Here is a 21,318-nt window from a genome sequence, read left to right on the forward strand (position 1 = left end):
CGAGTCAATGCTTGTAATAGAAGTTTCCAGTTGATTTTTGATCTTTATCTAACCTGCTTTCTAATTTATTTACACGGGGTCTTAGACTTTTTTCATCTCTTCTAAATGACATGTCAAGTGATTTTAGAAATCTATTCATGGCTTCTGCTTTTGGCATAGGTGATGTAGCAATTCCTGCAGATCCTGATTCTCCCTCAAATATTATCATTGAATCTGAAATTAGATCCATCAGTTGTAAATCATGATCAATGATTATCGCTGATTTTCCAAAAGAACGAACAAATTTTTGTAAAAATTTTGCAACTGCAATTCTATCTTCTACATCCAAAAATGCTGATGGTTCATCTAGTGCATACAAATCAACTTTTTGCAATAGGCATGATGCAACGGCTACTTTTTGCAGTTCTCCTCCAGAAAGATTCTTGATTGATTTATTATACAGTTTTTTGATTTTTAATGGATCTAGAATTTGTTCTTCTTCCATACTACCTTCAACTGGATTTTCATTTGCTTTATCTAGAACTGATATGACTTCCACATCAAGATCGTTTTGAAGATATTGTGGTTTGTATGCAATCTTTAATTTTTTATCAATATGACCTACATCTGGCTTTTCAACCCCTGCAATCATTTTCATCATAGTTGTTTTACCAAGCGCATTAGCTCCCATAATTCCTAAAACTTCTCCTTTTCTTACTCTTCCAGGCTCAATTGTTACTGAAAATGAAGGATATTTTTTCTCCAGTTTAGGATATGTGAGAATATCACTACCTTCTTGAAAAATATCTGTAACTGAAGATGATACATCAAAAGAGAATTTTTTATCCCTAAATCTTACATTTTCATTTGGTAAATATCCATCAAGGAAAACATTGATTCCAACTTTTGTAGATAGAATACTTGAGACAATTCCATATGCTGTAGGTTCTCCATACAACACTTCGATATAATCACTTAGAAAATCTAGTAATGTTAAATCATGTTCTACTACCATTACACTTTTCCCAATTTTTGCCAAATTTTGTATTACTCGCGCAACACCTGTTCTTTGAAATACATCATTATACGATGATGGTTCATCAAAAAAGTAAAACTCTGTATCTTTTGATGCCGCAGCTGCAACTGCAATTCTTTGTAATTCTCCACCACTTAATTCCTTTAAACTCTGTTCCATAGAGTTCTCTAATCCTAATTCTTTGATCAGTTCTCTTGATACTCCGCGTTCATCATATTTGTCGAGGAGTTCTTTTCCAGTTCCATCAAATGCCTGAGCAATATGATGAACTTGCTGTGGTTTTATTGATGCTCTGATTTGTTTTTGTTCAATTTTTTCAAAATGTTGTTTGAGTTCTGTTCCACTGTAATGTTTTAAAATTTCATCCCATTCAGGTGGGTTATCATATCTTCCCAAATTTGGTTTAAGATTTCCTGATAGTATGTTGACTACCGTACTTTTTCCCATCCCATTTCTACCTAATAATCCAACAACTTCTCCCTTCTTTGGTGTGGGTAATTTGTAAAGTCGAAATGAATTCATTCCATACTGATGAATTTTGTCCGTAGCTAGTTCGCTTGCTAGGTTGACAATTGTTATTGCATCAAATGGGCATACTTTGACACAAATTCCGCATCCATTACAAATATCCTCATCAATTTGAGCTTTCTTTGATTCTTCGTTAATAGTGACACATTCTGCGCCTGATTTGTTGACTGGGCAATATTTTATACATTCTAAACCACATTTTTGTGGCTGACATAGATCCTGATCTAAAACTGCTACTCTATGAGTCATGTTGTAATCGAGTATTTTCTTTGCTTTATACCTATTTTGAGCATCACCAAATCCGGCGTTACGTTAATAGATGAGAATTTGACATCTAATTTCAAGCCGGCCATAGCGTTAGGGTGCGACCCAATCCCGTTCCGAACTTGGAAGTCAAACCTGACGTCGCTGTTGTGCTACTAAGATGCGAGAGCTCTTGGGAAGCAACAGTGCTGGCATTTTCTATTATACAATCAATCTTTTAATACTGACTTGATTGGATTGATATGAATTCAATGCCTAATTGTAGTGTATGTGGAGAAATATGTGACAATGATATTAGATTGCTAAACCATATGATGGAAAAACATGGTTGGAGAAATCCTAATGTTGGAACTCCTGACAGAAACAGTAGAGGATACTAATTCTATAATCTCTGCAAATAATCTAAAATCAATCTTACACCAAAACCTGTAGCACCTTTTGGATTGTATGACTTTTCTTTTGTAGAACTTTGTGTCCATGCAACTCCTGCAATGTCAATATGAACCCATGGTGTTTTTTCAATAGCATTTTTCAAAAATGCTGCAGCTGTAATAGTTCCGGCTGCTTTACCTATTCCAACATTTTTCATATCTGCAACCTCTGATTTTATCATGTCCATATAGTCTTGGTTTAATGGAAGTTCCCACACTTCTTCTGTAGTTCTTTTAGAGGATTCATTAATTTTCTTTGTTAGTTTTTCATCATTTGAAATTACTGCAGCAACATTGGTGCCAAGTGCTACAATACATGCACCTGTAAGAGTTGCAAAATCAATAATTGCTTTTGGAGAATATTGTTTTTCTCCATATGATAATGCATCAGATAGAATCAATCTACCTTCTGCATCTGTATTTAGAATTTCTGCAGTTTTTCCACTATACAGTTTGATAATATCTCCCGGCCTATATGATTCTCCTCCTGGCATATTTTCTACTGACGGAATAATACCAACAACATTGAGTGGTAGTTTTAATTCTGAAACTGCTTTCATTATTCCTAATACAGTACATCCTCCACATTTGTCAAATTTCATTTCATCCATTGCACTTCCTGGCTTTAACGAAATACCTCCTGTGTCAAATGTGACTGCCTTTCCTACTAGTACAATTGGTTTCTCATTTCTTGGTCCATGATTATGTTCTAAAATAATTAATTTTGGTTGATTTTTACTTCCCTGACCCACTGCAGAAATTCCACCAAACCCCTTCTTCTTTAATTCAGGTTCAGAAATTATACTACATTTCATTTTATTCTTTGAAATACTTCTTGCAAAATTTGCTAATGTTGTAGGTGTACATTCGTTAGGAGGTAGGTTAGCAATACTTTTAGTAAAAATAGCTCCATTTGCAACAATTTCAGACGTCTTGATGGTTTTGGAAATCTTTGTTGATTTTGAAACTATTATGGTTAAGTTAGGATCAGATCCTGTTTTCTCTGATTTGAATTTGTCAAATTTGTAAAGAGCCATTTTGCTGCCTTCTATAATTTGAGAAATTGTGGAATTTGGTTCATTTACAAAACTTGGAGGAGAAATTATAGAAAATTCTTTTAATTTCAATTCTCTAGCTTTCTGAGCAATTTTGCCTGAAACAAATCTAATGGTATCATTTGTCAAGTTCTCTTTTTTGCCTATGCCGGCAAGAAGAATTCTTTGTATGGATTTTTTTTCAGATAATGGTATGATGCTTAATTTTCCCAATTTTCCTTCCATATCTTTAAGGGATTGATTGATAACATTGGTAGTTTTTGCATCAAATTTTGGTAATCCTAAAACCTTACTATCATTTTCTAATACAAATCCGCAAAGTAGATTTGTTTTCTTTTTTGATGAATTCGCTGTTTTAATTTTCACTATAAAATTCTGTTTTTTAAAGTAATATTTAGATTTACTATAGATCTATTGTTTTACTATTTGTAATTAGACTGGATGATCTAACAAACACTGCTTTGATCGTTTTACAATCTTGTTTACAATCATCGCTACGAATTGAGAGTTGTTTTTTTGTTTTTTCAGAGAAAATGGATTTTATTAGTGGAAGCAATGCAGCTCTTCCTCCATGTGCTCTTTTATCACCAATTAGCCAAAACATGTCCAGAGCTGATTCATCCAAAATTTCTTCCCTAATTCTTTTACCGAATTCTGAATAATGTCCTACCATTGTAATTCTCCCTCTGGCGAAAAAATTGACAATTTTTACAAATTTCATACACAAATAGCATTGATTATCAAATAACATTATTGGGACATTTTCTTTAATTTCCATGATAATACATAGTAACGATCAAATTAAAATTTTACAAACTTAATATCTGAAATTCATTTTGATAGTTTATGAAATTAATTTCAAAGGGTTATGATTCCGGCAATGATGAGACTGGAGAATTTCCATGTGTTTCATGTCATACAAATTGCTGTAAAGAATATGTGATATTTGTCAATGCTCATGATGTTTACCGTCTCTCTATCGGACTGGGGTTGGCTCCTGAGAGTTTTTTAGATGTTTATGGTGCAAAGGACTATTCTTTAGGAATTAAGGTAAAAGAAGGTCTGATAGATCTTGCTTTGAAACAAAATAATGGTGCATGTAAATTCCTCGAAGAAACTAAAGATGTCTTTAGATGTACAGTAAATGATATCAAGCCTGGAGTGTGCAAATCATATCCATTTGAAATGAAAAATGGGAAATTGAATCAGATGACTAGTATGATGTGCCCTATAGATTGGGATATCGCAAAATTTGAGGAAATGATGATAACCCATCTTAAAAAAGATGAATTTGAATGGAAGTTCTATGATAAACTTGTAAAGGAATGGAATACAAAACATTGGAGAAAAAAACCATTATCTGCATTTTTGAAATTTATGTTAGATAAAGTAGAATCCTCTTTGATCTCTTGACTCTTGATGTATTCAATTAGCGGTTTTCTTTTAGAAGTAGATTTTTATTCAATTTACAAGTATAACGTTGCAAATGGGGCTTAATTATTATCAAATAAAAAAAATATTCTTAGAGCCCGTAAATTAGTCATTAAAGGAACTAATGCTGCTGGATCTGGTCATCCTGGGGGCTCTTTTTCTATGGCAGAAATTTTAGGTTGTTTGTTCAACAAATATCTAAAATTTGATCCTAAAAATCCACAATGGGAAGATAGAGATCGTTTAGTTTTATCAAAAGGACATGCTGCTCCTGGACTATTTTCTAATATGTCAGTTGCAGGATATTTTCCAGAGTCTGAAATTGAAACTTTACGTAAATTTGGAAGTAAATTACAAGGACATCCAGATCTCAAGTGTCCTGGGATAGAGTTCTGTGGTGGTTCTTTAGGTACTGGATTATCATATTCTATAGGGATTGCACTTGCTGCAAAAATTGATTCTAAAAGTCACCATGTCTATACCATCATTGGAGATGGGGAGTCTGATGAAGGACAAGTTTGGGAGGCTGCAATGACTGCTTCAAAATACAAAGTTGATAATCTGACTGCTTTTCTTGATAGAAATTTCCTTCAACAAGACTCGTACACTGAAAAAGTCATGCCTCTTGATGAAAAATTGGAAGGTGATAATATTTCTGAAATGTGGAAAGATGCGTCGCGTTGGAAAACCGGGGATAAATGGAGATCATTTGGTTGGAATGTAATTGAAATTGACGGACATCGTATAGAACAAATTAATGCAGCAATTGCAAAAGCAAATGTCACAAAAGGCGTTCCTACAATAATAATTTCTAGAACTATCAAGGGAAAATCTATAGAGCACATGGAAGACAATCCACAATGGCATGGGAAAGCTCCTGATTCTGATGTTGTCCCTATGATTAATCTTGAATTGGATTCACAGTTCATGATTTCACCATCAATTATTGCAGGAGATATGACAAATTTAGAAAATGAAATTAAACGATGTGTGTCTGGTAGGGCAGATTACATTCATCTTGATGTAATGGATGGACAGTTTGTACCGACAAAAACTTTCGATCATAACAAAATCAAAGAACTAAGACCATTAACAGTAATTCCTTTTGACACTCACTTGATGATAAATGAACCTGTAAAATATGTTAAAGACTATATCGATGCGGGCAGTGACATTATCACTGTTCATGCAGAAGTTACTGATGAATCTAGTTTTGGAGAAATTCATGATTTGTTAAAACAAAATCAAGTTGGTGTAGGATTCTCAATAAATCCAGACACTGAACTACCTGAATGGTCTTACAAATTTTTAGAATCACTTGATCAGTTAATTGTAATGTCTGTAGTACCTGGAAAATCTGGTCAAAAATACATTGAAGAGACACATGCTAAAATGTCTAGATTGAACTCTGTTCTAAAAGAACATAATTTTACAGGCTATATTGAGGCTGACGGGGGTGTAAATCTTGAAAATATTGGTTCTATATTTGCAGATGGTGCACGGGTTTTTGTTGGAGGTGGTGCTATTATTGGACAACAAGATGTTCGAGCTGCCATTAGAGATTTTAGAACTGAGGTGTTAAAATCTAGAAGACGAAATTTACTTGATAAAGCAAATGAATTAGGTGGGACCGAATTGGTAAACAAATGGATTGGCCTACACGTAATTGGAGAAAAACAAGATCAAATTAAAAAAATTGCACAGGAGGCAGGGTATCTTTGAATGAACCTATAATGACTGATATGCGTTCAGAATATTCCAAAACATTAATTCAATTAGGAAAAGAAAATCCAAACATTGTTGTTTTAGGTGCAGATACAACTGATTCGCTTAAAACTTCTGGATTTGGAAAAGAATTTCCGGAGAGATTTTTCAATGTAGGTATTGCTGAAGCAAACCTTGTAACTATTTCAGCCGGATTAGCTGCATCTGGAAAAACATCTTTTGCTAGCACTTATGCAATATTTCTACCTGGTAGGGCAGTTGATCAAATTCGAAATAATATTGCTTATCCCTCACCACCTGGAAAAAAAGGTCTTAACGTAAAATTAGTTACATCCCATGGTGGTTTATCCGTAGGTCCTGATGGTGGTTCTCATCAACAAATTGAAGATATTGCAATAATGAGAGTTATTCCAAATTTCCGAGTTTTTATCCCTGCTGATACTATTGCTGTTTCAAAATTAACACAATTAATGGCAAATGAATATGGGCCATTTTACATGAGAATGGCAAGATCTGCAACACCTTTAGTTCACTCTGATTCTCAGGAATTTCAAATTGGAAAAGGTATTACGATGAGGGATGGCTCTGATTGCACTATTGTTGCATGTGGTATAACTGTCAGAATGGCTTTAGAGGCTGCTGAATCTTTACAGCAAGAAGGAATTTCTTGTAGAGTTTTGGATATGTTTTCAATTAAACCCATTGACAATCAATTATTAGAAAAAGCTGCTAGAGAAACTGGTTGTATTGTGACAACTGAGGAACATAATATTTTTGGCGGAATGGGTTCTGCTGTAGCTGAATCTATTTCTGAATCTTATCCTGTACCTATAAAGAGAATTGGAGCCCAAGATATGTTTGGAGAGTCTGCACGAGATAATGAAATTCCATTACTCTTAGAAAAACATGGAATAACATCTTTTAATATGGCAAAACAAGTCAAAGAAATTAGGAGTAAAAAATTATGAAAATTTTCCTAGATACTGCTAATCTCGAATCAATTAGAAAATTTAACGACATGGGACTGTTAGATGGAATCACTACAAATCCTTCACTCATGTCAAAAGAAGGAGGAAATCCCAAGGATGCAATGGAAGAGATTACAAAAATCATCAAAGGTGATGTAAGTTTAGAAGTTGTCAGTACTGAATATTCAGGAATGATAGAAGAAGGTAAGCGTCTTCGTCAATATGGGGAAAATGTTGTAGTAAAAGTTCCTATGACACCTGATGGTCTTAAAGCATGCAAATCCCTATCCTCTGAAGGAATTCCTGTGAATGTCACATTGGTATTTTCTGCAAATCAAGCTTTACTTGCAGCAAAATCTGGTGCAAAATATGTCAGTCCATTTATTGGAAGACTAGATGATATTGGACAAAATGGCATGGATCTGATTAAAGAAATTAAAGAAATATTTGAACACTATAAAGATACTTTAAAAACGCAAATTCTTGTTGCAAGTGTACGTCATCCTTTACATGTTATAGATGCTGCAAAAATTGGTGCAGACGTTGTTACACTACCTCCTATAGTTTTGGATAAAATGTTACAACACCCTTTGACAAAAATTGGCTTGGAAAATTTCCTTGCTGATTGGGACAAATTAAAATCTGGAAATCCTGATATCAAAATATAGATAAAATTAACTAAGGATGAAACTATAAAAATTAAAAAATAGAGGCTTTACTACTGTGTTCCTTTATTCCTACTTTTTCTTGAACCAGTTCCTCTACCTGTAACTCTAGTCATTCCCTCAGTTGAAGGTCTGGCTTTTGGATCAGGCATGTCTCCTAGTTTTCTTGAACCAGTTCCACGACCTGTATGAACCATTCTTCCTGCTGATGCTTTTTTCCTTGCTTCTTGGATCTTTCTAAATTCATCTCCAGACCATTTTGAAGCATCTTCATCAACTTCGATAGTTCCGGTTCCTCTACCAGTTCTTATTCTAATTTTCCCCATGATTTAGGTTAAATTATCTTGTATTTAATTAAGCTCATTTTTTGTAAGATTTGCTAGTTTTAACTACTAATCCATCCTAATTTCTTGAAATACGCAAACATCATGATTGCTGGAATTGCAGATGCAATAATTACAATAATGAATGTTGTAAATGGTCCTAAGATCAAAATATCACTTCCAATTCCTCCTGGTAAATCAACATTCATTCCATAAAATGTACCAATCACCGTAGATGGAATTGCTAACGTGAAAATTATTGTTAAAACTGCAAGAACTTTGTTTGTTTTTTCAGTGCTTAACACAAAGTCTGTATCTTTGTAAATTTCCATAGTTTCCCTTGATTCTTCCAATGTCTCAATTACTTTGTCAATGTGGTCGATTACATCGTCATAATATAATGTAATTTCATCATCATCGCTACCTGAAAATCTTTTAACATTTTTTGCTATTTCTAATACAAATTTCTTTAATGGGTTCACTATTCTTCTTAACCTGTTAATTTCCCTTCTGAGTAAAGCGATACTTCTTGCTACTGGTTTTGTTTCATCAAAAACCCTATCTTCAATTTCATCAAGATTTGCAATAATCTTCCTTGATGTATGTAAAAGATCATCAACTAACACATCCAAGATTTCATGAAGTAACATTCCTGACGATCTTCCTAATAGTGTATTCTTTCTTTGTTGGTCAGAATTTGATTTACAAATATCTACTAATTCTACTAATGGCTTAAGATCCCCCTGATGAACAGTGACTAGAAAGTCCTTTCCTACAAATATTGACAATTGACTGTTTTTTGATATTGCTATTTTTTGTGCTAGTGGTGGAAAATGAAGGATCACAAAGAAGTGGTCATCATAACTATCTAATTTTGGAAGCTCAAATTTGGTCATACAATCTTCGATGTTTAATTCATTGAAATCGTATTTTTCAGCTAATTTTTCAACATCATTTCTATCTGGATTTTGTAAATCGGTCCATACAAATTTTTCACCTTGAATGGTTTCAATCTTACTTTCTATGGTTGTCTCGACTGTTTTTCTAGTGGAGCGTAACCTATTTCTGATGAATCCTTTCCTCATGTCGAAAAATACCCTGATACAACAAATTTAAAGCGATCGCTATGACCATTTTGAAACTAATTGCATTGCTGAATTGAGGCTAGAATAATCTGATTAAATATTCATTTTACCCATGGTAGAAAATAGTTAGTACCTATCCAAACAAGTCCTATGGAAATTGCCATTGCAATCCACCATTTTCGCATACATAGATTCAAAACTAGTCAATAATAAATCTACAGCCCAATTTTCAACAAAATCTTAAAGATTATTACTGGATAAACAAATTTCTTTTTTTGTGGCCTTCGTAGTACAGTGGTTAGTATAGAGGATTGTGGATCCTCGGACAGGAGTTCGATTCCCCTCGAGGGCCCTCTTAATTTTAAAAAATTCCAAACTTACTTGATTCCATCTCTTCTTTTATGGCTAGCTTAAATCTGGGCGATTTAGTTTCTACATTTTTTGTTAGCCATGCCAAAAATTTCTTATCTGTGTTTTTCCCCTTCAATTTCTCAAAATCCATACCCATCATTTCTGCCAATTTTTCAATTAGAGATTTGTTTATGCTTAACACAAAAAAGTGCCAACCAAAAGCAAATTCCGAGTCTGTCATTACAAAATCATCTTCTCCATGTACCATTTCTTCTAAAAGTGATAACTGATGAGTTAATGCTTTACTAGTTTTATCATAATCTACTGCAGAAACATTGATGTTCAATCGATTCTCCATATTTTGTTTACACAAAAACAAAATAAAAGGATTACACAGGTTATTCTTTTAATAAATATTCAAAATCTATGTCAAAATGCATCTTCATAATGTTGATGTATGTCTTAATGGATTCTGGAATTTCATCTCCACACACGACTCCTAATTTCTTTGCATTTATCCAGATTACTAATGTTTGTATGATTGTTAGAAATCGATCATTTTTAATTTCTGGTGATCCAATTGCTTTGGTATATCTTTCTGCAAATTCCCATGCTGTCACAAAATCAACACATTTTACACCAAAAATTGCCAACAACTGTTCTTGCATGCTTTGTGCTTTTTTGAATGGGACTTTATTCAAAATATATGGAAAATCTACCTTGTCTGGAAGACAATCTGGAAGAGGTCCCCAAATTGTGATTATTTTTGTTTCAGGTTTCAATTTTCCAAATTTTTCTATCATTTGATTAATTACAGTCTCATCAGTAAACCAAAATAAAATAACTGAAGCATCTGAGATCTCTGATTCTTCTATGTTTTGACAAATTAATTCTGCGTTAATTTTTTTATTCTCCAGAATTTTCTTTGTATGTTCTATTTTTTCTAAGTTATTGTCAATTCCTACTGCTTTCTTCACTCCAAATTCATTGACGGCTATCTCGATTCCTTTTTCGTCACTGCATCCTAAATGATAGAAAATATCATCTTTATCTAAATTCACAAATTTGAAAATTTCTCTAAAAGATTTTTCAGGCAATTGAACGTCTTCACCATTAAGTAAATTATCTGGAAGTGTTTCTAAATATTCTTCAATTTTCATTATAACTAGTACTTTAAACGAGAATTTATTCTCTTATGCTTTCTAATTTTGAAACTGCTTGCCATAATTGTGTTCTAACGTATGAAGGCATGTTTGGATCTTGTGTAACATCATCTAGTAAACTAATTGTATTTGCTGCTCTAACTGATAATGAATATTCTGGATTATTAAGATCTGTAATTAAATCGGTGATTGATTTTTTAATTGTTTTTGGAGTTGAATTGCTTGCAGTAATTTGCTCTAATGTTTCAATTGCCTCTTTCATTGATTTTTTATTTTGATCATCGTCAGCCATTTTTTACACCTTTTCTTAAAAATTAGAAGTATATAGTTACATCTCTACAAATACATTGTCTGATTCGACAACAACATTGTATGATGTTAAATCTCTAATTTTTGCTGGGAATTTAACTAGTTTTCCAGTTTTACAATCAAATTCTGCTGCATGCCATCCACAAGTAATAGTACAACCATCTAATTTCCCTTCGGATAAACTTGCACCTGAGTGTGTACATGAATCATCTGTCGCACAATACTCTCCATTGATATTTGCAACTAAAACATCTCTTCCATCAATCGATACCTTAATCATTTTTCCTGGTTGGATATCTGAAGTTTTTCCAGCTATAATTTTCCCCATTGAAGTTTTTATCTAATTATTCTTAATAATTTTTTGGATATGATGGAAATAAAAATTAGAGATGCTAATAATTTGGATAAAATTCCAATTTTGAAATTCTGTAAAAATACTTTTTCTTGGGGTGATTATATTGAACATGTTTGGGATTATTGGCTATCTGAAGGGAATTTGTTTTTGGCCCAAAATCAATATCCAGTTGGGTTTTGTCATGCAGTTTATTCCAAAGATCAAATTTGGATCGAGGGAATTAGAATCGATCCTAAATATCGTCGTCATAATATTGCATCAAAACTAGTAAAGCATGCTGAAACAATTGGGATGAAAAAAAATCTCCATTTTTCTTTCATGCTTATAGATACTGAAAATTCTGAATCTTTATGCATGGCTAATTCTCTAAATTATAATATTTTTCAAACTTGGAATTTCTATTCTCTAGAACCAAAAACCAATCCAAATCATAATGTTACATTTGTAAAATCTCTCAATTTGAAACTTTATTCCCACTATGTAAAATCCTGGAGATGGCTTCCCTTTGATGATGAAACATTGACGTCACTCTATAAAAAAAACTGTATTGTAAAATCTGATATGAATGGAAAAAATTCCATTGCACTTCTTACTGACTCGGAACATTTTGATAACACTTTAATCGTTACACTATTTTCAAATTCAAGTGAATCTGCATTGGAAGTTATTTCATTTTTACAAAATTTTGGTATTGAAAAAAACTATGAACGTATTCAAATTTTAACTAGGGAGAAATTGCCAAATTTTAATTCATTAGAATATAAAATTTCGTTTCATTTAATGAAAAAAACTCTAGTTTGATTTTATAATTTTTATTGTATTGTTTAAAATTCCCAAACTCTCAATTTCCATTTCTACTTTATCCCCATCTTTTAAAAACACTGCATTTGGTTTATTCAGCATTACTCCTGCAGGAGTCCCTGTAGAAATGATGTCTCCTTTTTCTAATGTCATTACTTTAGAAATTTTTGAAACAATTTCTGGAATTTTAATAAACATGTTATTTGATGAAGAATTTTGCCTTAATTCCCCATTGACCTTTGTAGTCATTTTTAGATTTTGCGGATTTTGGATTTCATCTTTAGTTGTAATCCATGGTCCACATGGTGCAAAAGAATCAAAACTTTTCCCCCTTGTGAACTGCTTATCCTTGAATTGAATATCTCTTGCAGAAACATCATTGAATACCATATATCCAAAAATTGCATTAGGTGCATCCTCAATGCTGATATTCTTACAATTTTTTCCGATAATCAAGGCTAATTCTATTTCATAATCTAACTGTGTAACAAAATCTGGGCAAGCAATATCTGAATTTGTACTGTTTAATGTAGTCCGTGGTTTGATTACGATGGCTGGATCTTCAGGTGCTTGTAATCCTTGCTCTTTTGCGTGATCTACATAGTTAAATGCTAAACAAATTATCTTATTTGGATTTGGAATTGGTGCTAACAATTTGTATTTTGAAAGGTTCTCTTCATATGGCAAATCATTAATTTTATTTTTTATTTCATCATACCATCCATCAAAAAGAAAATCTTTTACATTTTGAGGAATGGGCACACCTGTCAAGTATGTAATTTCATCTTTTGTAGATACTTTATTTCCCTTAACAAAACCATATGTTTCATTGTTTTCACATGACAATCGTGCTATTTTCATACTCAATCACTTGTGTGTAAAAATTGCTTGATTCTGTGAATCTTTTCTACAATATCCAAATCTAACAAATTGAATTTCTTCCCCTTCTTTTAATTGTAGATAATGTGGCTCTGTATAAACGTCCAATTCCTCTAAACTATTTTCATTAAATTCGTCTCCGATGAACAGAGTTTTTGGAATTACCATTTTAATTTCATGTGCTGTCTTTTGAGGAACCCACTGTATTTTTACAATGTTAGTAGTTTCACCATTCTCTACAAATTCTCCTTCTAATTCTATTCCTGATTTTGTGATCAATACATTACCTAAACCTAAAAGACGAATTTGTGTTCCTTCATCGATATTTTTTGCATCATCGCCTGAAATGTAAAAATTCCCATCGATCTCAATTTTTCTTTTTCCCATGTCATTAATTGGATGGTTTTGAATTTCAACTGATGATATTGGTACATTTCGCACTGTGAGTTTTTTAGCATTACTTACCATGAATAACCTGATACTGTCTGCATCTACAAATTTTCTGTTGAATGCTTCAAGTGAATCAAATGGTGCTAGGGTGTTTGCTTTGGTTAACCCCAAAGACATAATGAATTTCCTAATAGCTTCCGGTTTGATCCCTCTTCGTCTTAATGCCTCTAAAGTTGGCAACCTTGGGTCATCATACCATGAAACCTTGCCTTCTTCAATCAGAGGCTTGATGATTCTTTTCGAAATTGGCATTCCCTTGAATTCTAATCTTGAGAAAAATCCCTGTGAAGGCTTTCTCATGTGTAGTGCGTCTAAAATTGCATCAATCAACTCTTTTCTTAACTCAAACTCCTTTGAACGAAATGCATGAGTAACTCCGTCAATGCTATCTTCTATGGCAACAGCCATATCATAACTTGGCCAAATTCGATATTTTTCTCCTAATGTGTAATGTTTTCCTTCAATAATTCTAAACAATACTGGATCTCGCATGACTGCATTATCTGCTTTCATATCCCCACGAAACCTTACAATTGCATCTCCTGGTTTAAATTTCTCATTCATCTTTTGCCAATTTTTATAATTTTTTTCAATATTCTCAGTACTGCATTTGCAAGCTTTTCTTTCTCTTCTATTCTTGCTAATGTCTTCTCTTTTACAAGTACAAACATAAGCTTTGCCTGAATTGATTAATTCAATTCCTTTTTCATAAAATATCTCCATGTCATCTGATGTATTTTTTACGGTATCGAATTCAATCCCTAACCACTCTAATCCTACTTTGATAGCTGCATGGTATTCCATTCTTTCTGCTTCTGGATTTGTGTCATCCATTCTTAGAATAAATTTTCCATCATACATCTTGGCATATTCTGAATTGATGATAGCAGCTTTTGCATGACCAATGTGAGGATATCCATTAGGTTCAGGTGGAAATCTTGTTATGACTTTGCCTTGTTCTGCATCTTTTAGTTCTGGAAGCCCTTCCCTTTCTTTAATTTTCTCTTTAGGAATTAAAATCTCTGAAAAATTTTCTTTGATTTCTTTCTCTTGTTCTTCTAATGACAACTGATTAACTGATGAAACAATTTCAGAAATTTCTGGAGATATTTCTTTTACTTTACTTCTAAGTTCTGCTTTTGTTCCCAGAATTTTTCCTAAAATTATTTTATCTCTAGTTTCTCCTTCATGCTCAAAAGCATTTTGAAGAGCCATTTTTCGAATTTCGTTCCTAAGTTCTTCATCCATTCTAGTTCTTACCTATTACAACTATACACTTCTTTTAACTACAAAATCTAGTAATGAAATTAATTCTATTTTGGCAGGGCTTGAATATTTTACTAGTGATTTCTCGGCTTTTTCTGCGTATTTTAGAGCCTGTTTTCTCACATTTTGTTCAATCCCTAAGGATCTTATGACCTGTACAGCTTTATTGAGATCTGTTCTTGCAACTTTTGAATTTCCAAATGCTTTCAAAATAATTTTCTTGTCCTTCCCTTTTGCTAATTTAATTGCCATTAAAATTGGAAGTGATTTTTTACCTTCTCTTAGATCATTACCTACTGGCTTCTTTGTAATTTTAGGATCTCCCATTACACCAATAAGATCATCAGTAATCTGAAATGCAATTCCTAAGTTTCTTCCAAATGATGAAAGATTTGAAATATCTTTTGGTTTATTTGTTGCACATATTGCCCCCATTGCACATGACACATCAAACAGTGCGGCTGTTTTTTTACCTATCATTGTGATGTATTCTGCTTGTGAAGGAATTTTCTTTTCTTCTGCCATTTTTACATCAAGTAATTGCCCTTCACATATGTCTACACAAGCTTTGGAAAGTCTAGAAACAAGTTGCGTGGTTGCACTTGATGGTAATTTTGAATCAGTAATTACTTGAAATGCTTTTGAAAATAATACATCCCCTGCAAGAATTGCAATTGGCATACCAAATTTTTTATGAACTGTTGGAACTCCATGACGCATATCATCATTATCCATAATGTCATCATGAACTAATGAGAAATTATGTACCATTTCTACTGCACTTGCAGCTGGCATTGCATCGGAGATTTTGCCATGTAAAATTTGGCAGCTTCTAATTACCATGTATGGTCTAAGTCTTTTCCCTCCATTCACAATAAGATGTCCGGCTGCATCATAGAGTTTTTTTGGATTTCCTTTTAATTTTGAGTTTAGATACTTGTTTACTATTTTTGCATTTTGTTCAATCTGTTTAGTCTTTTTCATTTACTAATCTCCATTTGTCATCTGGTAGATGAATTTTAATTGCTTTTTGCAATTCATCATGAACTTCACTGTTCATCCATGTAGATAAGACATTTGCATGCTTTTCAAGCATAGATTTGTTGGATTTTTCTAATAATTCTAATGCAATGAGCATCCATGGGCAATAATTTTCTGGATTTGTCTTTAATTCTGCAAGTAATTCTTTTGATGAAATCCATTTTATTTCATCAATTTCCCCCTCAATTTCTTTTAGTTCTGTAGATTTATCAATAACCCCAATTAATGTTCCACAAATTTCATTTTCAGAACCAACCTCTTTGTAAGGAACATGATATTCAAATTTGTGCAGATAATCAAGAGTACCGTTAATTCCTAATTCTTCTGGCATTCTTCTTTCTCCTGAGGAAACATATGTTTCTGATTCTCTTGGATGACTAGCAAAAGTTCCATCCCAATCATTAGGCCATAGCATTTTCTCCTTAGCCCTTCTGGTTAGAACCAGTCTTCCTTCATTGTCAAACAACAGTGCTGTAAACGCTCTATGTAATTTTCCATTAGGCAAATGGCATTTTACTTTTTCTTCAGTTCCAATTGGATTGTCATTTTCATCTACTAAAATTACAAATTCTTCAGACATTTCTTTTACCTCTAAACAATGTTCCTTCAAATGTCCTATTTTTAACCGCTTTCACAATTCTTTCAGGCTTGTTTCCATTTACAAAAAACACATTCAATCCTATCTTGGCAATCTTTGATGCTTCTTCCACTTTCCTAGACATTCCTCCGGTAACATCCATCTTGTTTTCTGAAATTGTTGCTCGTTCACCTTTTAACTCGTAAATTAATTTTTTTGATTTTAAATCTGAATACAATCCATCTTCATTTAATGCAAAAATACAAAGTCTGGGTTTGAGTATTTTTGCTATATGGGTCATTATTTTATCCCCTGAAAGAATGTATGTTTTTTTCTGACCATACCATAATGCATCTCCATATGTGACTGGAATCAAACCTGTTCTTGCAATTTTTGCAATTTCTTTAATTTTTTTAGTAATGGGTTTATTTCCTGACATAAAATCTGTTGGTGGAAGAGAATATGGATTTAATTTATTTTTTAGCATTGAATCTAAAATGATTTTATTTAATTCAATCATTGAATTTTTAACAATTGCAACTCCTCTTAGATCATATTTTTTTTCTTTTGTATGCATATCATATTTTACCGACCAATAATGTCCATAGGAACCTCCTCCATGAACAATAATTATTGGTTCATTAATTTTCCTTAAACTTTTAGAAATATTCTCAATGGCTTTTTTCCTTACTGATAATGGTTTTTCTTTATTTGTGATAATTGAACCGCCTAATTTTATCAGAATCATGCTGTTCCACTTTACCTGATCAATTAAAAAGTATCCAGTCCTTTAAAATCAATTTTTACGGAAAAACAATCATAATTCTTATTTTTAAATTCATTCATGGTCTGTTCCAAATTTGATTCATTTGTAAGTGCAAAAATACATCCTCCTCCACCTGCCCCTGTAATTTTTGCGCCAAATGATTTGCTTTGACCTATTTGAATCATCTTTCTTAATTTTTCATTTGAAATTCCTAAAACTTCAAGATATTCTTGATTTTCTGTTATTTTGTTTCCTAGTTCTATGATGTTATTTTCTTTTAGCAATTCTGAAACATCTTCTACTAATTTTGATTCTTTTTTACATAGTTCGGAAAATTCATCCTCGTTTTTTTCCTTAAACTGTTTTACACTGTCTACTATAGATTTGGTTGAATGCTCTATCTCGGAATTGGCTATTACAAGATGAAAATTGGGTTCATATTTTATTTTGTTAAACCCCTTTTTCTTATCATATTCCATAATTCCACCATATGTGCAAACAGTACAATCTGCCCCTGATGTATTTTCAAAAATTGTCCTCTCAGCTTCTATTGCGAGCTTTAAAATTTCCTCTTTAGATGTTCTTTTGAATAATCTTGAGATTGCAGCAGCGCCTGCAACACAACATGCAGATGATGACCCTAATCCTACACCTAATGGGATGTCTGATTCTACATAAACTTGAATTCCAGTATTTTGATTCTTAATCAATTTATTTGCTAAATAATAAAATGGTCTTAACGGAGAATTAATTTCTGAAATTTCTTTGTTGGGTTCTAACTCTAAATTCCCAATGTTTGATTTTATGGAAATTTTATTTTCTTGAATTGTTTCTGCAGTTACTGTAATTCTTTTATTTATTGCACACAGAATAGCTTTAACACCATATACTACAAAATGCTCTCCAAAAAGAATCACTTTTGCCGGTGATGAAGCTTTAGATTTCAATAGTATACTTTAAAATTCTAAAAATTACTCGATTTCTTCTTCAGTAATCTTTGTTTCAAAATCATCAATTTCATTTTTCATTGCTTCGTCTTCTTTCAATTCCCCTCTTTCGATTAACACTTGACGAACCAATAACCAGTAAACTGTTGCTAGGGCTTTTCTTCCTCTATTGTTTGCTGGAATAATCACATCTAGATTTGATGTGATGTTATCTGTATTTGCAATTCCGATAATTGGAATACCTGCATTTGTTGCTTCAATGATGGCCTGTTCATCCACCTGTGGATCTGAAATTAAAACTAATTTTGGTTCAATGTAATATGGTAATGAGGGATTCGTTAAAGTTCCTGGCATAAATCTTCCAAGTAGTTTCTTTGAGCCCAAACTTTCACAGAACTTTTCGATTGGAGTTTCTGCATATTGTCTGCCTGAACACACGATTAGATTTTCAGCCCCTAACCTATTGATGAATTTGGCAGCAGTCTGAATTTTTTCTAATGTTAGATCTAAATCAAGCATGTAAAGCCCTTCAGGACTAGCTTTGGTGATGAATGGTTTCATGAATTTTGTCTTTACTTGGGTACCTACTCTGATACCAGTAGCTAAAACTTTCTTCTTGATGTCTGTTGCTTCAGTTTGTTGGCTCATGATGATTTTAAATCTCTGCCATACCGCGTATTAAATCATGCTCTGATAGTCGTAATAATTCATTGAGTTTTGCTACTCTTTCGCCTCCTACGATGCCTACTTTGAGCATTTTTGACTTTGTAGCAAGACCAATATGAGATATTTGAGAATCTGTGGATTCTCCAGATCTATGTGAGGTAATTAATTTGATATTATTTTGAGTTGCCTCGTTGGCAAATTCTAGAGCATCAAAAAGACTACCTGCCTGATTAACTTTTAAAATTGCTGCATTACATGATTTTAGGTCAATTGCTTTTTTCAAGATATTTTTGTTTGTAACAATGAGATCATCCCCTGCAACTAACGTATTTGGGAATCTTTTTGTTAATTCTGACATGTCTTCAAATGCTTCTTCATGAACTGCATCTTCTGCATAAATTAATTTGAACTTTTCAATGATATTTGCCGCAAAATCTATCTGTTCACCAGTAGAATTTTCAAATCCTGCCCTATCATAAACATATTTTCCTTTTTCCTCGTTCCACTGTGTTGATGATGCAAAATCTACTCCTAACGAAACTTCTTTTCCTAAAGTAAATCCTAAATTTTCACATGCTTTTGCAGAAATTTCTAATGCTTTTTGATTTTCTAGTTTTGGTGCCCAACCTCCTTCATCACCTCTACCGTTTGTAAAGCTGGGATCTTCTTTTTCTAAAACACGACGAAGTTCTTTATGTACTGATAGATTAGTTTCAATAGCATCTTCAATAGTTTTTGAACCTGTGGCACAAATTAAAATTTCTTGAATATCTGGTGTACCAGGCCCTGCATGTGCTCCTCCACCTAAAATATTTCCTAAAGGAAATGGAAATTTGAATGAAGATTCTGATGATAGTGTTTTGAACAATGGCTCTCCTAATGCCTTTGATGCTGATTCCATTGAAGCAATTGTAACTGCAAAAGCTAAGGCTCCTCCCACAACTGAATAATTTGCAGAATCGTCTAAACTTTTTAGAACGTCATGAACTCCTCTCAGATCTGATGATTCTAATCCGATAAATTTTTGAGAATTTTCTTTTAAGATTTTGAGACTTTTTTCTGGTTTTCCATCTGGAAAGCTAACTGCTTCATATTTTCCTACACTTGCACCTGACGGTGCACATACTCTTCCTAAAAACTGGTTATCTGATTTTACATCTACTTCGATTGTTTTACTGCCTCTACTATTGTAAAGAATACGTCCTTCAATTGAAGAGATCTTGGCCAAGTTATTCTAACTCAGATTGAACTTCTTGTTTTCTTCTCTGAATTGCTTCGTAAAATGGAATTACCTGTTGTATTGTTTCTACAGTAGTCAAAAGCATTCTTCTGCAACAATACCTCTCAACCCCTAAAGAATCAAGAGTTTTTGTAGGATCTTCTCCTGCTTTAATTTTATTTTGATAATCATCAAATTTGTCTGCAATTAATTTTCCACAAGTTAAACATCTAACAGGAATTAACACGTACAAAAAAGTAACCAAGGATTATAAAAACCATACAAGAAAATTTCTTTGCGGACGTCGCCCAGCCTGGCCAAAGGCGCTAGCTTGAGGGGCTAGTCTCTCAGGAGTTCGTGGGTTCAAATCCCATCGTCCGCACCACTGATTTTCAATTATCTCTCTAATCTTTGTAAAATCTTGATTAATTCAGTTCTTCTTTTTTCTTCAGTTATTACCGATCTAACATCATCAACTAGAATTCTATTTACATCAATTTTCCTTCTTGCTTCTTTTACTACTTTGTCATACATTGAGAAAGTGTATAATTGAAGATACAAATTCTCCATCACTTCAAAAATTCTAGTAGCTTCATCAATCTTATCTATTCTAATTTTATCAAATACCTGTCTTTTCAGTTCTCCAACACAATCAAGCAATCCTAAGACATATGATTCTGGCATGACTGCCAATTTTTTGTCTGATGGAATTTCTTTTCTCTCCACAATTGCAATTAAACATGCAGCCTCTACAAATTCCTGCTCTGGTGTAATCAGATATCTTTTCAACCCTTCTGTTGCTTTTTTCTTATATTTTTTTAATAATATCTCTGCTTGTTTTAGATTGTTTTTTCCAGTTTTTAAATCTCCTTTGTGAACTGCAATAATTGATTTACTGCAAAGAATCACAATTTCTCTTGTATTTTTTAATAAAAATTCTCTAGCATCTTGGGTATCTCCTAAATCCTTTGCAATTTTATTCAATGATGGTTTTACGTTTTTTAATGTCATGCTTACACATGTTTTGAAACTAGGATA

25 protein-coding genes, 2 tRNA genes and 1 rRNA gene are annotated in these 21,318 nt (G+C 32.9%); 9 read left to right on the top strand and 19 right to left on the bottom strand.

Features of this window, described 5'->3' with window-relative positions; genetic code table 11:
- Window positions 1–4: 4 nt before the first annotated feature.
- A complete protein-coding gene (locus NSED_RS01450) occupies window positions 5–1,792 on the bottom strand; it encodes a ribosome biogenesis/translation initiation ATPase RLI (protein WP_014964469.1) in 1,788 nt (595 codons plus the stop codon).
- 92 nt (window positions 1,793–1,884) lie between these two features.
- On the opposite strand from NSED_RS01450, the gene rrf reads away from it, so the two are divergent.
- Window positions 1,885–2,004 (top strand): 5S ribosomal RNA (gene rrf / locus NSED_RS01455).
- A 54-nt stretch (window positions 2,005–2,058) separates the two neighbouring features.
- The gene (locus NSED_RS10895) at window positions 2,059–2,187 is read left to right on the top strand and encodes a hypothetical protein (protein ID WP_272942436.1); all 129 of its coding nucleotides are present in this window, start codon (window positions 2,059–2,061) and stop codon (window positions 2,185–2,187) included.
- Window positions 2,188–2,189: 2 nt separating this feature from the next.
- Here the strand turns inward: NSED_RS10895 and NSED_RS01460 are convergent, their stop codons facing one another.
- Complete coding sequence (locus NSED_RS01460) at window positions 2,190–3,659, bottom strand: leucyl aminopeptidase (protein WP_014964470.1); 1,470 nt, start codon at window positions 3,657–3,659, stop codon at window positions 2,190–2,192.
- A gap of 37 nt (window positions 3,660–3,696) precedes the next feature.
- Window positions 3,697–4,071 (bottom strand): hypothetical protein, encoded by a 375-nt coding sequence (locus tag NSED_RS01465; RefSeq protein WP_014964471.1) that lies wholly within the window; start codon window positions 4,069–4,071, stop codon window positions 3,697–3,699.
- 68 nt (window positions 4,072–4,139) lie between these two features.
- Here NSED_RS01465 and NSED_RS01470 point away from each other — a divergent pair, with 68 nt between their 5' ends.
- The 4 genes from NSED_RS01470 (at window position 4,140) to fsa (ending at window position 8,085) form a co-directional block, all read left to right on the top strand.
- On the top strand, window positions 4,140–4,706 hold the full coding sequence (locus tag NSED_RS01470) for a YkgJ family cysteine cluster protein (RefSeq protein WP_014964472.1): 567 nt from the start codon (window positions 4,140–4,142) through the stop codon (window positions 4,704–4,706).
- A gap of 129 nt (window positions 4,707–4,835) precedes the next feature.
- Entirely contained in the window at window positions 4,836–6,446 is a 1,611-nt protein-coding gene (locus tag NSED_RS01475) for a ribulose-phosphate 3-epimerase (protein ID WP_232212316.1), read from the top strand.
- The gene (locus tag NSED_RS01480) at window positions 6,443–7,417 is read left to right on the top strand and encodes a transketolase family protein (RefSeq protein WP_016940035.1); all 975 of its coding nucleotides are present in this window, start codon (window positions 6,443–6,445) and stop codon (window positions 7,415–7,417) included. Before NSED_RS01475 ends, NSED_RS01480 begins: the two co-directional genes overlap by 4 nt.
- On the top strand, window positions 7,414–8,085 hold the full coding sequence (gene fsa, locus NSED_RS01485; protein WP_014964475.1) for a fructose-6-phosphate aldolase: 672 nt from the start codon (window positions 7,414–7,416) through the stop codon (window positions 8,083–8,085). The genes NSED_RS01480 and fsa overlap by 4 nt, the downstream gene beginning before the upstream one ends.
- Window positions 8,086–8,135: 50 nt before the next feature.
- Here fsa and NSED_RS01490 read toward each other — a convergent pair whose 3' ends face one another.
- On the bottom strand, window positions 8,136–8,408 hold the full coding sequence (locus NSED_RS01490; RefSeq protein WP_014964476.1) for a hypothetical protein: 273 nt from the start codon (window positions 8,406–8,408) through the stop codon (window positions 8,136–8,138).
- Between the two features lie 59 nt (window positions 8,409–8,467).
- Complete coding sequence (locus tag NSED_RS01495) at window positions 8,468–9,490, bottom strand: magnesium transporter CorA family protein (protein WP_014964477.1); 1,023 nt, start codon at window positions 9,488–9,490, stop codon at window positions 8,468–8,470.
- 280 nt (window positions 9,491–9,770) lie between these two features.
- On the opposite strand from NSED_RS01495, the gene NSED_RS01500 reads away from it, so the two are divergent.
- A tRNA-His gene (locus NSED_RS01500) sits at window positions 9,771–9,842 on the top strand.
- 9 nt (window positions 9,843–9,851) lie between these two features.
- On the opposite strand, the gene NSED_RS01505 is transcribed toward NSED_RS01500, so the two are convergent.
- Genes NSED_RS01505 through NSED_RS01520 form a run of 4 tightly spaced genes read right to left on the bottom strand, consistent with a single transcriptional unit; the run spans window position 9,852 to window position 11,641 of the window.
- Window positions 9,852–10,199 carry a hypothetical protein gene (locus NSED_RS01505; protein ID WP_014964478.1) on the bottom strand — a complete coding sequence of 116 codons (348 nt, stop codon included), beginning with the start codon at window positions 10,197–10,199 and terminating at the stop codon, window positions 9,852–9,854.
- 40 nt (window positions 10,200–10,239) lie between these two features.
- On the bottom strand, window positions 10,240–11,001 hold the full coding sequence (locus NSED_RS01510) for a class I SAM-dependent methyltransferase (RefSeq protein ID WP_014964479.1): 762 nt from the start codon (window positions 10,999–11,001) through the stop codon (window positions 10,240–10,242).
- 25 nt (window positions 11,002–11,026) lie between these two features.
- A complete protein-coding gene (locus tag NSED_RS01515) occupies window positions 11,027–11,296 on the bottom strand; it encodes a stationary phase-response protein (protein WP_014964480.1) in 270 nt (89 codons plus the stop codon).
- Window positions 11,297–11,332: 36 nt separating this feature from the next.
- A complete protein-coding gene (locus tag NSED_RS01520; protein ID WP_014964481.1) occupies window positions 11,333–11,641 on the bottom strand; it encodes a Rieske (2Fe-2S) protein in 309 nt (102 codons plus the stop codon).
- A 39-nt stretch (window positions 11,642–11,680) separates the two neighbouring features.
- On the opposite strand from NSED_RS01520, the gene NSED_RS01525 reads away from it, so the two are divergent.
- On the top strand, window positions 11,681–12,469 hold the full coding sequence (locus NSED_RS01525; RefSeq protein ID WP_016940036.1) for a GNAT family N-acetyltransferase: 789 nt from the start codon (window positions 11,681–11,683) through the stop codon (window positions 12,467–12,469).
- Here the strand turns inward: NSED_RS01525 and NSED_RS01530 are convergent.
- The 9 genes from NSED_RS01530 to NSED_RS01570 are packed head-to-tail and all read right to left on the bottom strand — an operon-like array spanning window position 12,461 to window position 20,527.
- Window positions 12,461–13,330: a fumarylacetoacetate hydrolase family protein gene (locus NSED_RS01530; protein WP_016940037.1), complete on the bottom strand. Its 870-nt coding sequence runs from the start codon at window positions 13,328–13,330 to the stop codon at window positions 12,461–12,463. The genes NSED_RS01525 and NSED_RS01530 overlap by 9 nt on opposite strands.
- A 6-nt stretch (window positions 13,331–13,336) precedes the next feature.
- The gene (gltX, locus tag NSED_RS01535) at window positions 13,337–15,046 is read right to left on the bottom strand and encodes a glutamate--tRNA ligase (RefSeq protein WP_014964484.1); all 1,710 of its coding nucleotides are present in this window, start codon (window positions 15,044–15,046) and stop codon (window positions 13,337–13,339) included.
- 21 nt (window positions 15,047–15,067) lie between these two features.
- Window positions 15,068–16,048 carry a polyprenyl synthetase family protein gene (locus NSED_RS01540; RefSeq protein WP_014964485.1) on the bottom strand — a complete coding sequence of 327 codons (981 nt, stop codon included), beginning with the start codon at window positions 16,046–16,048 and terminating at the stop codon, window positions 15,068–15,070.
- The gene (gene idi / locus NSED_RS01545; protein ID WP_026090015.1) at window positions 16,035–16,685 is read right to left on the bottom strand and encodes an isopentenyl-diphosphate Delta-isomerase; all 651 of its coding nucleotides are present in this window, start codon (window positions 16,683–16,685) and stop codon (window positions 16,035–16,037) included. Before idi ends, NSED_RS01540 begins: the two co-directional genes overlap by 14 nt.
- On the bottom strand, window positions 16,678–17,430 hold the full coding sequence (locus NSED_RS01550) for an isopentenyl phosphate kinase (protein ID WP_014964487.1): 753 nt from the start codon (window positions 17,428–17,430) through the stop codon (window positions 16,678–16,680). Before NSED_RS01550 ends, idi begins: the two co-directional genes overlap by 8 nt.
- 23 nt (window positions 17,431–17,453) lie before the next feature.
- Window positions 17,454–18,395 (bottom strand): mevalonate kinase, encoded by a 942-nt coding sequence (gene mvk, locus NSED_RS01555; RefSeq protein ID WP_014964488.1) that lies wholly within the window; start codon window positions 18,393–18,395, stop codon window positions 17,454–17,456.
- Window positions 18,396–18,419: 24 nt separating this feature from the next.
- Window positions 18,420–19,043 (bottom strand): 30S ribosomal protein S2, encoded by a 624-nt coding sequence (gene rpsB / locus NSED_RS01560; RefSeq protein WP_014964489.1) that lies wholly within the window; start codon window positions 19,041–19,043, stop codon window positions 18,420–18,422.
- 7 nt (window positions 19,044–19,050) lie between these two features.
- The gene (gene eno, locus NSED_RS01565) at window positions 19,051–20,289 is read right to left on the bottom strand and encodes a phosphopyruvate hydratase (RefSeq protein ID WP_014964490.1); all 1,239 of its coding nucleotides are present in this window, start codon (window positions 20,287–20,289) and stop codon (window positions 19,051–19,053) included.
- A 1-nt stretch (window position 20,290) separates the two neighbouring features.
- Window positions 20,291–20,527, bottom strand: coding sequence for a DNA-directed RNA polymerase subunit N (locus NSED_RS01570; protein ID WP_014964491.1), 237 nt, complete (start codon window positions 20,525–20,527; stop codon window positions 20,291–20,293).
- Window positions 20,528–20,577: 50 nt separating this feature from the next.
- Between NSED_RS01570 and NSED_RS01575 the strand changes: the two genes are divergently transcribed.
- Window positions 20,578–20,665: transfer RNA gene (locus tag NSED_RS01575), tRNA-Leu, on the top strand.
- Between the two features lie 11 nt (window positions 20,666–20,676).
- Here NSED_RS01575 and NSED_RS01580 read toward each other — a convergent pair.
- Entirely contained in the window at window positions 20,677–21,291 is a 615-nt protein-coding gene (locus NSED_RS01580; RefSeq protein ID WP_014964492.1) for a translin family protein, read from the bottom strand.
- Window positions 21,292–21,318 lie beyond the last annotated feature (27 nt).

The sequence above is a fragment of the Candidatus Nitrosopumilus sediminis genome, from assembly GCF_000299395.1.
In the GTDB taxonomy this organism is placed as follows: domain Archaea; phylum Thermoproteota; class Nitrososphaeria; order Nitrososphaerales; family Nitrosopumilaceae; genus Nitrosopumilus; species Nitrosopumilus sediminis.